The 13622-nt window shown below is 49.2% G+C and carries 12 protein-coding genes; all 12 read left to right on the top strand.

Going from position 1 to position 13622, the window contains the following annotated elements; translation table 11 throughout:
- Positions 1-3 precede the first annotated feature (3 nt).
- The 12 genes from MKY75_RS25210 to MKY75_RS25155 all read left to right on the top strand — a co-directional run bounded on the left by MKY75_RS25210 (position 4) and on the right by MKY75_RS25155 (position 13622).
- Complete coding sequence (locus MKY75_RS25210; protein WP_340887030.1) at positions 4-921, top strand: DUF2232 domain-containing protein; 918 nt, start codon at positions 4-6, stop codon at positions 919-921.
- Between the two features lie 11 nt (positions 922-932).
- Positions 933-2921, top strand: a complete 1989-nt coding sequence (locus tag MKY75_RS25205; protein WP_340887029.1) for a DHH family phosphoesterase — start codon at positions 933-935, stop codon at positions 2919-2921.
- Complete coding sequence (gene rplI, locus MKY75_RS25200) at positions 2918-3361, top strand: 50S ribosomal protein L9 (RefSeq protein ID WP_013312788.1); 444 nt, start codon at positions 2918-2920, stop codon at positions 3359-3361. Before MKY75_RS25205 ends, rplI begins: the two co-directional genes overlap by 4 nt.
- A gap of 2 nt (positions 3362-3363) precedes the next feature.
- Entirely contained in the window at positions 3364-4722 is a 1359-nt protein-coding gene (dnaB, locus tag MKY75_RS25195; RefSeq protein ID WP_023991136.1) for a replicative DNA helicase, read from the top strand.
- Between the two features lie 377 nt (positions 4723-5099).
- Positions 5100-6386, top strand: a complete 1287-nt coding sequence (locus tag MKY75_RS25190; protein ID WP_029518946.1) for an adenylosuccinate synthase — start codon at positions 5100-5102, stop codon at positions 6384-6386.
- A 203-nt stretch (positions 6387-6589) separates the two neighbouring features.
- Positions 6590-7414 (top strand): ABC transporter permease, encoded by an 825-nt coding sequence (locus tag MKY75_RS25185; RefSeq protein WP_023991134.1) that lies wholly within the window; start codon positions 6590-6592, stop codon positions 7412-7414.
- Positions 7415-7467: 53 nt separating this feature from the next.
- On the top strand, positions 7468-8499 hold the full coding sequence (locus tag MKY75_RS25180) for an ABC transporter ATP-binding protein (protein ID WP_340887028.1): 1032 nt from the start codon (positions 7468-7470) through the stop codon (positions 8497-8499).
- Positions 8500-8597: 98 nt separating this feature from the next.
- Positions 8598-9767 carry an extracellular solute-binding protein gene (locus MKY75_RS25175; protein ID WP_340887027.1) on the top strand — a complete coding sequence of 390 codons (1170 nt, stop codon included), beginning with the start codon at positions 8598-8600 and terminating at the stop codon, positions 9765-9767.
- Between the two features lie 2 nt (positions 9768-9769).
- Positions 9770-10612, top strand: coding sequence for an ABC transporter permease (locus MKY75_RS25170; protein ID WP_165178318.1), 843 nt, complete (start codon positions 9770-9772; stop codon positions 10610-10612).
- A gap of 31 nt (positions 10613-10643) precedes the next feature.
- Positions 10644-12158: a hypothetical protein gene (locus MKY75_RS25165; protein WP_340887026.1), complete on the top strand. Its 1515-nt coding sequence runs from the start codon at positions 10644-10646 to the stop codon at positions 12156-12158.
- Positions 12155-12622, top strand: a complete 468-nt coding sequence (locus MKY75_RS25160; protein WP_340887025.1) for a hypothetical protein — start codon at positions 12155-12157, stop codon at positions 12620-12622. Before MKY75_RS25165 ends, MKY75_RS25160 begins: the two co-directional genes overlap by 4 nt.
- The gene (locus tag MKY75_RS25155) at positions 12615-13622 is read left to right on the top strand and encodes a CehA/McbA family metallohydrolase (RefSeq protein WP_340887024.1); all 1008 of its coding nucleotides are present in this window, start codon (positions 12615-12617) and stop codon (positions 13620-13622) included. Before MKY75_RS25160 ends, MKY75_RS25155 begins: the two co-directional genes overlap by 8 nt.

Genomic DNA, 13622 nt, shown 5'->3' with positions numbered 1-13622 from the left:
ACGTTGAAATTCCGCTTGGCAACTGTAGCATGGAGCGTCATTTATTTGCTTCTGCTGCTGACTCTATTGACACCATTAAGAATCATTACCGTATTTTTGCTGATTGTGCCTGGCGCTGTATTGTTTTCATCGCTGCCTTTCAAAGGATTTCTGGTCCACGTCATACCGGTGCTGTTCATTATAGCGCTACTCGATGTGTATTCGCTGCTCCCTGCGATTTATTTTCTGATTCCTTCAATCATGATGGGACGGATTTATAAAAAGGGAGGACCTGCTTTTCAAGCGTTGATGACCGGAATGGGCATTATTTTAGCCGAGTTGTTGGTTGTTCTGTTTATCGCTACGTATTCCTTTGGATTTGATCTTTCGCAGTACCTTCGTGATCAGGCTACGATATCGGCAAGTATTGTACAGCAGGTTTTGAGTACTAATCCGATGTTTTCAAACATGAATTGGACGGCAGAGGATACGCAGAAACTCGGCACAATGCTGATTGGAAAAATTCCGTATGTGCTGATCGTGACCTCGTTCATACTGGCGGTGATTACGCATGCTTTGGCACGTCCGGCACTGAGCAGTCTCGATGTACCGGTACGCAAAATGAAGCCTGCCCGCGAGTGGAGGCTACCGCGCGCGCTGATCTGGTATTATCTGCTGGCAATTGTAATTGAATGGATAGCAGGGTCTTCCGATAGCAGCTGGATTCAAATGGTTTCCATTAGTATGCTACCGCTGATTCATGCATGTTTTATTATCCAGACGATTGGTTTTGTATACTTCTGGACGCATAGCCGTAAAATGAGCCCGGTGATTGCGTTGCTGCTGTCGCTCGTCGTTCTGGTGTTCCAGCCGCTCCGCATTATAGGTATTATTGATTTGGCCTTTCCGCTGCGTGAAGCTATTACAAGATCAAAGAAATAGGGTGAACAGTCATGCCTAAATTTCTACAAAAACGCTGGCACGGCTATCAGACGGTCTGGGCGTTTTTACTGCTGCTGGTGCTTGTCATATGTATTTCCATGTACAACTGGGAACTGGGTGTGATGGGACTGCTGCTGTCATTCTTGCTCGGCGGGCTGATGCTGAAGACGGAATTGGATTTTCGTCGGGAGCTGAATCAATATATCAGCGGTCTTTCCTTCCGGATCAAGCGGGTAGAAGGGGAAGCGATTAGTGCATTGCCGTTCGGCATCATTTTATACAGTGAAAATCGAACGGTAGAATGGCACAATCGGTTTGCCGGGGAGATGTTCGAGGAGCAATCACTGATTGGTGAGTCTCTTCAAGATTTGTTCCCTCAACTCGCAGGTGCTCTAAGCACCAAGAAGGAAACAAAGGAGCCTACTCGTGAGCTGAAGGTGGAGCTACAGCATGATGAGCGTCATTATCAGTTTCTGATCGTGCCCGATGAGCGTCTGATATATTTGTATGAAGTCACGGAGTTGGCGGTGCTACGCAAGCAGTATGAAAACGAGCGGTTGGCGCTCGGTATCGTCATGCTCGATAATATGGACGAGGCTGCTCAGGGGATGGACGATCAGCAACGCACCGCGCTTATTGCGAAGGTGTCAAGCGAGATTACATCCTGGGCTAATCAGTACAATATTTATTTGCGTCGATTATCTTCTGAGCGTTATCTCATTATGCTAAATCATAAAGCGCTTCAGGAGCTGGAGCAAAGTCGATTCGTCATTCTGGATACCGTAAGGGAAATGACAGCGGATTTGAAAGTACCGATGACACTGAGTATTGGCTTGTCCTTCGGTGCAGAGAGCATCAAGGAGCTAGGCGAGCTGGCCCAGTCCAGTCTGGATATGGCACTTGGACGTGGGGGCGATCAGGCAGCAGTGAAGGCGGGACAACGCCTGTCCTTTTACGGAGGCAAGTCCAATGCTGTCGAGAAGCGGACCAGAGTACGTGCCCGGGTCATTGCACATGCGCTGCGTGATCTGATGCAGGAGAGCGATCGCGTGCTGATCATGGGACACAAAATACCGGACATGGATGCGGTGGGAGCGGCCATCGGTGTGTGGAAGGCTGCGGCACTTTACAATGTAGAGGCACATATCGTACTGGATAAATCCAATCCGTCTATCGACCGAATGATGGAGCAGGTAAACAAGGATGAGAAGTTATCGCAAGCGCTCATGACGCCAGAGCAGTCGCTTCAGCTGATGACTGAGCACAGTCTGCTGGTCGTGGTGGACACGCACAAGGCCTCCATGACGATTGAGCCGCGTCTGGTGCAAACGGCTAGTCGGGTGGTGGTTGTCGACCATCATCGTCGGGGTGAGGAATTTATTAACGATTCGGTTCTGATCTACTTGGAGCCCTATGCGTCATCGGCCTGTGAGCTGGTGACCGAGCTGCTGCAATATATCCATGAGAAGGTCCAACTGACACCGCTGGAGGCAACATCACTGTTGGCAGGGATTACGGTGGATACCAAGCATTTTTCCCTGCATACAGGCTCGCGTACATTCGAGGCAGCCGGCTTTTTACGGCGTAGCGGAGCAGATACAGTAATGATCCAGCGCATGTTAAAAGAGGACTTGGATGAATATATTGCTAAGGCGGAAATTATTAAGCATGCTAAAATGATATATGGGCATATCGCAATTGCGGTAACTGAGCCCGGACAGAAAATACCGCAGCTCCTGATTGCTCAGGTGGCGGATTCATTACTCAATATGACGGATGTACTGGCCTCCTTTGTGGTCAGTGAACGTCCTGACGGCCTGGTGGGGATCAGCGCCCGTTCACTCGGACGCATGAACGTACAGGTCGTCATGGAACGGCTAGGCGGCGGAGGACATCTGACGAATGCGGCGGTTCAGCTGGATTGCCCGCTGGAGGAAGCTAAGCGCAGAGTGGTCGACGTGCTGGCCGAAATTGATGGGGAAGAGGGGTTATTTGAATGAAAGTGATATTCATTAAAGATATGAAGGGCCAAGGCAAGAAGGGGCAAATTAAGGAAGTGTCGGACGGTTATGCAGCGAATTTCCTGTTGCCGCGTGGTGTTGCCCGCCCAGCGACAGAAGGAAATATGAAGACGCTGGAAAATCAGAATGCTGCTGAGGAAAAGCGCAAGCAAGAGGAAAAGGAAGAGGCGCAAGCGCTTGGCAAAAAGCTGGAAGAGACAACGGTTCAGCTCAAGGCGAAGGCTGGTGAAGGTGGACGGCTATTCGGCGCGATTACAAGCAAGCAAATCGCGGAGGCAGTAGCTAAAACTGGCATCAAGCTGGACAAACGCAAAATTGAGCTGGAAGAACCGATTCGTACGTTGGGCGTGACTCAAATGACCGTTAAGCTTCATCCTGAGGTCAAAGCTACGCTGAAAGTACAGGTGACTGAAGAATAATTATGGGCGGCGAATTTTTTGATCGGATTCCTCCGCAAAATCTGGAGGCTGAACAGGCGGTTATCGGGTCTATTTTGCTCCAGTCTGAAGCACTGATTACCGCAATGGAGCGGGTGCAGACCGAGGACTTTTATGATAAGGCTCATCAGATGATTTACGAAGCAATGATTGAGCTGGGTGAATCCGGACAGCCGATTGACTTGGTTACGCTGACCTCGAAAATTCAGGACAAGGGACAGCTAGAGGATATCGGCGGTGTCAGTTATCTGGCGAAGCTGGCTCACGGGGTGCCAACAGCGGCTAACGTGGATTACTATGCCCAGATCATTGAAGAAAAAGCGATGCTTCGTCGCTTGATTCGTGCAGCTACGCAGATTGTGAGCGAAGGCTATAGCAGTGGCGAGGATGTCGCTGGTATGCTGAGCGATGCTGAGCGCAAGATTATGGAGATATCCAACGGGCGCTCAGGTAGTGGCTTTATTGCCATCCGCGATGTCGTGATGGAAGTGTTTGACCGCGTTGAATTGCTGCATCAGAACAAGGGCAATACAACCGGGATTCCGTCTGGATTTGTTGATTTGGACAAGATGACGGCGGGTTTCCAGCGCAATGACTTGATCATTGTGGCCGCCCGTCCATCCGTAGGTAAAACAGCGTTTGCTCTGAATATTGCGCAAAACGTTGCGGTTCGGGCAAAAGAGACAGTAGCCATCTTCAGTCTGGAGATGTCGGCCGCTCAGCTCGTGCAGCGGATGATTTGCGCCGAGGCCAATCTGGACGCGAACGTCATGCGGACAGGTGAATTTAAAGGCGACGACGATTGGGCGAAGCTGACGATGGGTATTGCAGCCTTGTCAGAGGCGGAAATCTATATCGATGATACGCCCGGCATCACTGTGGCTGATATCCGTGCCAAATGCCGCCGTCTCAAGACGGAAAAGGGACTGGGTATGATCGTAATTGACTACTTGCAGCTTATTCACGGACGAGGCAAAGCAGGCGAGAACCGGCAGCAGGAGGTATCGGAAATTTCACGGACATTGAAACAAATCGCTCGTGAGCTTGAAGTGCCTGTAATTGCCCTCTCCCAGCTGAGTCGGGGTGTGGAGCAGCGTCAAGACAAGCGGCCGATGATGAGTGACTTGCGGGAATCGGGTTCTATCGAGCAGGATGCTGATATCGTGGCGTTTCTGTACCGGGATGATTACTATAATCAGGAAACAGAAAAGAAGAATATTATTGAGATTATCATTGCCAAGCAGCGTAACGGCCCGGTCGGTACGGTAGAGTTGGTCTTTCTCAAAAATTATAATAAATTCGCTAATTACGAGCGTGCCCATTCGGATGCGTTCGCTGGATAACATATTAGTATCATTAGAAAAGGCCCTTTCGACGCGGATTTCGCGATCTCGAAAGGGTCCTTTTTTATAGGATTCACGTATTTTCATATAAGGAATGAAACTCTCAATTACGAACAATACTATTTTCATGTAATATAATGTTCGCTTTTTATTTGACTTTAAAAAATGGTGCTGTTACACTTATAGTGCTGCTTCAACGCAGTGGGGAGAACATTACGCCCGGGGCTTTCCGAACCTACGGAATGTCTGCGACGGACGTTTTTTCCTGCTGTCCGAGAACGCTCCATATCTGATCGCTCAGGCGGTAGAAGTTGGATATGCGTAGTGTGTCAGCTCAAAATCAGAGTGTCTGTGGGCACTCCACGGAGGAATGAAACATGTCAACTGTAGTCGTTGTGGGAACACAATGGGGAGACGAAGGCAAGGGTAAAATCACGGACTATCTGGCGGAAAGCGCTGAAGTGGTGGCCCGTTACCAAGGCGGAAACAATGCTGGTCATACGATTCTCATTGACGGTAAAAAGTACAAGCTGAGCCTGATTCCATCCGGCGTTTTTTATGAAGATAAAAAGTGTGTTATTGGCAACGGCATGGTAGTAAATCCAGCCGCTCTTATTGAAGAAATTACTTACATTCATGATAATGGCTTTTCCACAAAAAATCTGGTCATTAGTGACCGTGCACATGTTATTATGCCGTACCATATGACGCTGGATGTGCTGGAAGAAGACCGCAAAGGTCCTAACAAAATTGGTACTACTCGTAAAGGGATCGGCCCTGCTTATATGGATAAAGCTGCACGTAACGGTATTCGTATTGCTGATTTGCTGGATGCAGAGGAATTCGAAAAGAAGCTGCGCCATCAAACGAAAGAAAAAAATCAAGTGATTGAACAGGTATATGGCGGCGAGCCATTGGATGTAGAAGCAATACTGAAACAGTATCTGGAATATGCTGAATTTATCCGTCCTTATGTAGGCGATACGTCTGTCGTGTTGAATGATGCAATTGACGCTAATCAAAAGGTACTGTTTGAGGGTGCGCAAGGTGTTATGCTCGATATCGACCAAGGTACGTATCCATACGTTACGTCCTCTAACCCGTCGGCTGGCGGCGTATGTATTGGTTCCGGTGTGGGACCGTCCAAGATTCAACAAGTCATCGGTGTAGCTAAATCGTACACAACTCGTGTAGGTGATGGACCCTTCCCGACGGAGCTGAACGATGAAGTCGGCGATTACATTCGTGAAACAGGACATGAGTACGGTACGGTTACAGGTCGTGCTCGCCGTGTAGGTTGGTTTGACAGCGTCGTTGTGCGTCATGCCCGTCGTGTCAGCGGATTAACGGGTCTTTCCTTGAATTCGCTGGACGTATTGACTGGCCTGAAAACGGTGAAAATTTGCACAGGTTACAAGTACCGCGGCGAGGTGATTACGCATTATCCGGCTAGCCTGAAAATGCTGGCGGAGTGCGAAGCGGTATATGAAGAAATGCCAGGTTGGAGCGAAGACATCACTGGCGTGAAAACGCTGGAGGAACTGCCTGAGACTACACGCAATTACGTACAACGCGTGTCTGATCTGACAGGTATCCCAATTGCTATTTTCTCGGTTGGACGTAATCGCGATCAAACGAATCAAGTGCTTCCGATTTATTTGTAGGACAAAAATGATATAGCTATGGATACACGTTCAAGGAGAGAGGCTGTTAGCAGCCTCTCTCTTTTTTTGTTCTGTGAAGTGTTAAATGGTTCCTCCCCCTTTACATAATCTTATCTTCCTTGTCGATTTGTGATAACAAACCCTCTCTATAATCCAAATAGAAAAGAGATTCGGACGTCTAGACGTCTTGAGAGGGATGAATTATGAACTGGTATCTTCGCTCACTCGGCACACGCAAAATTGTGGAATTCATCGTGCTTGTCATTTTCGTCATTTTTTTCCTAGGGCCTCTAACCAATCTTCTCCTTTTGGCGGTTTCGGGAAAATGGCAGTATCCTGCACCGCTTCCGCAGAGCTTGTCACTGGAATGGTGGAAGTTTGTACTTACCCAGGATGATGTACTCAGCTCGATTTCTCTATCCTTCCTGATTGCCATTACCGTTACGGTCTGCTCCATTATCGTATGTATTCCTGCTGCATATGCCTTTGCACGAATTTCTTTCCCGCTCAGTAAGTGGTTTCTTTTCTCATTCCTGCTTACGCATGCTTTTCCGAAAATGGGTTTGTATGTGTCCATTGCCGTACTATTCTACCAATTCGGGTTGATGAACACCTTTGCAGGCATTGTGCTTATCCATATGGTAAACACGCTCATGTATATGACCTGGATTCCATCCTCTGCCTTCCGCAGCGTACATCGTGCACAGGAGGAGTCGGCGCGGGATGCTGGAGCCGGACCATTTCGGGTGTTTTGGAAAATCACCTTTCCTATGGCGCTGCCCGGCATTGTGGTTGCCTCCATCTTTACCTTTCTTGCTTCACTGGATGAAGCACAAGGGACACTCCTTGTCGGAACGCCGGACTATAAAACAATGCCAGTCATCATGTATTCCATCATTGCTGATTATCCGAGCACAACGGGGGCTGTTTTTTCTGTCATTCTTACCCTGCCAACGATCATTCTGCTATTGGCAGCCAAGCGTTTTGTAAGTGCCGATGTACTGGCAGGCGGATTTCAGGTGAAATAACGTAATTGGTCAAAAGAGGAGTTTGCAAAATCCTGAAAAAGGAGCCTAAGCTAATGCCCATTCAATTATCGATTCAAGAGTTAACCAAGCGCTTCAAGACAGGAGACGGAGTCAAGGGCATTTCACTTGACGTGATGAAGGGAGAGCTGGTGACACTGCTGGGACCTTCCGGCTGTGGTAAAACAACCGTGCTTCGCTCCATTGGCGGCTTTTTGGACCCGGACAGTGGCGACATTCAGATTCAGGGTAAAAGCGTACTCAAGCTGCCGCCCGAAAAGCGTCCGACGGCTATGGTGTTCCAAAGCTATAATTTGTGGCCGCATATGACCGTGTATGACAACCTGGCTTTCGGGTTGAAGATTCGAAAGGTGAAGAAGACAGAAATTGACCGTCAGGTGAAGGAAGCGCTAGCGCTGGTTCGGCTAGAGAGCGCAGAGCGTAAAACGCCGGGACAGCTCTCGGGAGGTCAGCAGCAGCGGGTAGCACTCGCTCGGGCTTTGCTGCTAAGGCCTGATGTATTGCTGCTGGACGAGCCCTTTTCCGCGCTTGATGCCAAATTGCGCATGGAGATGAGAGAGGAGCTGCGCGATATCCAGACCCAGACAGGGATGACGATGGTGTTCGTCACCCATGATCAGGAGGAGGCGCTGTCTATTTCCGACCGAATCGTCGTTATGAAAGCGGGCCGGATTGAGCAGCTCTCTTCACCGCAGGAGATTTATGACAAGCCGCAGTCACTTTTTGTAGCGGGTTTTATTGGCCGTATCAATTTATTAAAGGGGGTGAGCACAGGTCGCAGTGTCTCTGTGAGCGGAATACCGTTTGCACAAGAGCATGAATACACAGGTGAATCCATGGTTGGTGTAAGACCAGAGGATATTGTTCTGACAACGGAAGAAAATGGCTCTCTGGCCGGAACGATCAGACAAGTGATGATTCTCGGGCATTATGCGGAAGTTTCGCTGGATAGCGGTACCCATCATCTGAAAATGTTTGTGCCGCGTGAACGAGCGGCCGAGCTGCGCAGTGGAGAGCACATCAGATTCAGCTTCAGTAAAATTGTTACTTTTCCAGCAGCACAATGAAGATTCACGATCAACCTCTATATCGCATCAATGTCCATCACGAACGCATCATCTGGTGATGCTGCGAACTTGTGCAACTATCTAAAGGAGGCAACAACGTGTTTGGGAAAAAGAATATGGGTCTGGTTTTGGCAGGGGTACTTAGTTTATCGTTGTTGGCTGGCTGTGGAAACGGTGGTAATGCCGCCACGGCTACAGGGGAAGCCAAGTCTACAAAAGCGGGAGCCGCTACGGGAACGACGGAAATTTCCTTGTACACTGGAGGGTCTCTGAACGTCAAAGAACTGTGGGAAACGTTAATCAAGGACTTTGAAGCTAAAAATGATCACGTTAAGGTCAAACTGGTGTATTTGCCAGCAGGGACCGGAGGCGCATCTACACTGGATCGTCTGATCGCAGCCAAGAAAAGCGGGCAAACCGATACAGATATCGACCTGTACGAAGGCAGTCTGGATGACATCACCAAAGGGGTGGGCGAGAAACTGTGGGAAACGGTGGACGCTACCAAGGTTCCAAATTTGAAGAATGTAGATGAAACGTATCTCAAGCAGGTGAACAATCAGGCCATTCCATACCGTGCCTCTTCGGTTGTTCTTGCCTATAACAGTGCAAAAGTAGCGACACCTCCGAAAACAGCCGACGAGCTGTATACATGGATTCGCCAGCATCCGGGCAAGTTTGCCTATAATGATCCGTCTACAGGTGGATCAGGTAGCTCGTTTGTGAATACGGTTATCTATAATTTCCTTCCTCCAGAGGCGATGAACAGTGATGATCCGGCAAATATGAAGAAATGGGATCAAGGCTTCTCGCTGCTCAAGGAACTGGGCCCTTCAATGTACCAAAAAGGAGTCTATCCTAAGAAGAACCAAGGTACGCTTGATATTTTAGCAAGTGGAGAGGTTGACATGGTTCCAGCCTGGTCTGATATGGCGCTCGAACAACTGGCTAAAGGGCTGCTTCCAGACACGGTGAAACTGACACAGATCGACCCTGCTTTTACAGGTGGCCCCTCTTATCTGATGGTTCCTTCGCTTTCCTCCAAAAAAGAAGCAACTCAGGAATTTTTGAACTATATACTGACGCCCGAAGCGCAAACGGTGGTTATTAACAAAATGTACGGCTATCCAGGGATTAAGTGGAATCTGATGCCAACGGAACTGCAAGAGAAATTCAACAGTGTATCTTCTGGATATCGTAGCTTTAACAGCGGAGAGCTTCAGCAGGAAATTTACAAACGCTGGCAAAGTGAAGTGGCGGGCGGTTGATCATGAGTTCATTGTCCAAAAGGGGGATGCTGGGGCTTGCCCTGGTCATCCCGTCTTTTCTCATTTTGCTGGTCGTCGTTATTATTCCGATTCTCTATGCCGTGAAGGAAAGCTTGATTGATCAGTATGGAACGGGCTACGGTCTAGCCAACTATATTCGGCTGTTCACGGAACCTGCCATGCGTAGAAATATCATGTATACAATTAATGTCACGTTAGTCTCGACGGCCCTCACTCTGGTCATCAGCTATGCTTTGGCGATTTATCTGAGATTCGGCAAAGGGGTTGTCGTGAAGTGGATAGGCCGGTTGTATTTTATTCCGATGTTTGTTCCCGGTGTAATTGCAACGTATGCGATCATTACCATGTATGGAAATCACGGTTGGGCTGCACGTCTTTTGCTGCCGCTTGGCATTGAAACGATTCCAAGGATTATTTATGACTACAAAGGGCTGGTGCTGGCTAATTTGTGGTTCAACATTCCGTTCGCAACCATGCTGCTCAGCTCGGCACTTGCCAGCATTCCAAACGCTGTCGTCGAAAGCGCCAGAGATGCTGGAGCCAGCACGATGCAGTTGTTTGGGCGCTTTATTTTACCCCTTTCCTACAAAACGATGTGGGTTGCGGTGACCTTCATTTTCATGGGAATCATGGGCAGCTTTACGGCTCCCTTCCTGATCGGTGCCAACTCACCACAAGTGCTCGGTGTTGCGATGCAGCAGGTGTTCTCTAGCTATCAGGAGACGCATACGGCCAGTGCAATGGCAGTGTTTATGTTTTTACTGTGTTCTTTTATGGGCTACTTTTATATTCGGACAATGGTGAAGGATGCGGATGCCAGCTAGACCGCCGTTATACACTAAGGAGGTTACAGGGATGAACAGCCAAGCAGAGGTGCAAATTACCGGGTTTAGTGGGCGAGCGTGGGAAAAGGATCTGCTGGATTGCGGTTATCGGATTGCCTTACACAAGGCCGAGGTTGAGCTCAGTCCGGGAAACGGATTCCGGTTTACATTTTCCATGCCAGAAGACGGATACGCGGAGCTTGATCTGTTCGCCAGATCAGACAGTGACTGGGCCGCGGCAGATCGAGAATCTGCCTTCGTACGCCTCTACCTGAACGAAGCCTATAATCAAGATGTCATTTTGTACTATGGTAGCAGTCAGGGAGTGTATACCCGTTTGTTGGGGTATCTACAAGAAGGCGACTATGAGGTCTATGCCGAATTTCGCGAACTGGAATCGGCTCCGCTTGTATCTCGAGCATGGATTGACGGGGTTGAACTGCGCTGTGTGGCTGATTCCTCTCCAAGAGCGCTGATTTATCGCCATACCCCGCTTTTATATGGCCGCAATCTGTCACATCCCTATGAGAATCGCTTTACGGATACACCGCTTGTTTTGTTCTATTCCATAGAAGTGAACGAGGGGAAGAGGGTCATTGAATACCAGATGATGTTCAGCCATGAAGATGAGGGAACGCCCGCGCCGCTACTTATGAGCAAATGGGGAAGAACCACTGATATCGAATGGATGTACCGCGTCGAGCTAGATGCAGAGGACAATGTTCTGGAAGCTGTTTTCCAGGGGGCACATCATATTACGACTGCGTTTAATGGTAATTATGATCTGGGCGGGCATCCTGTCCTCCAAACCGCAACAACCAATGGAAACTTTAAGGATGACATTTCATCGGACTATCGTTTTATGCTACCGCCTGCTTTCCAGTGGAAACCAGAGGAAGAGCCGCGTGAGGCGGTCATGAGCCGTTTTCCTTTTGCCTATCAGGTCACGGGGTGGGAGATGGAACGTCAGCAGGAGCTGGAAATGCCGTCACGAGCGTCTTCCATTACACTTGCACACCAGCGTAGCTATGTGTTTATCCAGACTTCAAAACGTCCCTTACGGGATTCGCGCAGAGAATTGTCTTCAGGGTTCAAGCCTGGCTTCAATCGGCGCGAGGAAGATGCCTGTGTCGATGTCCAGCTTCGCCTTCACGGCTCGGAGCAGTGGTATTCATCCTGCCATCATGATCTGAGACTCGGGGAATTTAGAGCCGCTTATGAGGGGGCAGAGTCACATTTTTCTACCACGGTCAAGCTATCTGGAGAGGCTGTGCTTGAGGATATAGCTGAAATCAGAGCCGTATTGCTAGAAGGCGGTGCGGACAGCATGGAGGTGGCTGGACTGTGTGCCTTTACGTTAAACGAGGATAATCTCCCGCAGTTTCCAGGTATTCGTACAGACCGGGTGATTGAGCTGACACGGCTTCAACCCGTAGGTGTTTTGTGGACGGCAGACAAAGACATGTCGGGTGATGAAGAACATACTGTGAAGGATATGGTAAAGCATGTTGTGGATGAACCGTCTAGCCAGGATGGGGAGTCATGAGCAGACTACTATATGTGGAAGGAACGGTCGACAGAACCTGCACCCAGAGCCATATTACTTACTCTTTTCATATTCCACAGCCGACTGAAACGATCCGTATCCACTTCTCTTACACGCCCAAGTTATTGGAGGATCAAGAACAAGCACGAGGAATCATTGAGGAAAGCATGAGCAAATATGGATACGACGAGCCAGGGCATTCATCCGATCTATGGAAGAAGTATATACCGCTGCAAAATTTATTAACGCTGTCTGTCGATGATCCTCTCCGTCACCGGGGAAATGCGCACCGTCCCGAGATGCAGCAGGAGCATTGGCTCGGTTCGTCTGCGGCTTCGCCGGGATTCCTCGCAGGAGATAATCCGGCAGGCATGTGGCGGATTACGGTCAGTCTGCATGTCGTTGTGACCGAGACGCTTGCCTACCAAATTCATGTATTGGGGGAGGAAGCAGCATATGCTTAAATGGATTCCAGCTGAGCTTCACACCCATACGCTTCACAGCGACGGAAAGCAGACGCTGGAAGAGCTTGTTCAAAGCGCAGTGGATCTGGGGCTTGAATGCATCGCTATGACGGATCACAACACGCAATCGGCACTTGCGGATCAGGAACAGGTTCAGCGGCAGTTCGGTCTCCCGATCATTTCAGGGATGGAGTGGACGACCTTTTACGGGCATATGCTGACGCTTGGGGTTGACCGCTTTATCGACTGGCGTGTGCTGGGACCAGATGACATCCATGAGGGGATTCGACAGGTGCATGAGCAGGGAGGGATTGTAGGGATTGCCCATCCGTTCAGGATCGGAAGTCCGATCTGTACGGGGTGCTTTTGGGAATACACGATTCAGGATTGGCATGAGGTGGATTATATAGAGGTCTGGTCAACGCTTATGCCATCTATTAAGCGGGATAGCCAGCGGGCGTTTGCCATGTGGACCGATTTGTTGAATCAGGGGTATCGCATCACTGCGGTAAGCGGTCGGGACTGGCATGTATCTAAACCAGATGATGTGCTTCCAGCTGTTACGTATCTGGGGATTCATGATGAAGCAGAAGAGCGAGAAGGCTTAGCAGACCGGGCAGTTGAGGCGATTCGCCACGGTTCAGTATCGGTTACGATGGGACCGCTACTAACGATGTGGGCGCAGATTAAGGGCAGAGAACATCGTTATCACATCGGCGAATGTATAGAGCTGACTGTAGAGGATTCATTATCTGTGACGGTTCAATTGGATGTGGAAGCAAGAGCAGCCCATTACAACCTCAAGCCTCAGAATCTTCGCCTTCTGCTGACAAGTAGTCAAGGCATATGCTCGGAGATTCAGATCCCCGCCCAAACAGGAGAATATACGCTGTCATTGCAGAATCCGCTAGGAAAGGGCTGGATACGAGCGGAGCTTTACGGCTGCATGGAAGACTGTGTGATGATGATTGCTTTTACGAATCCAATTTATATGGCTTAA

Source organism: Paenibacillus sp. FSL L8-0663, assembly GCF_038008125.1.
Lineage (GTDB): Bacteria > Bacillota > Bacilli > Paenibacillales > Paenibacillaceae > Paenibacillus > Paenibacillus polymyxa_D.
This window is presented reverse-complemented; position numbering and strand designations above follow the sequence as displayed.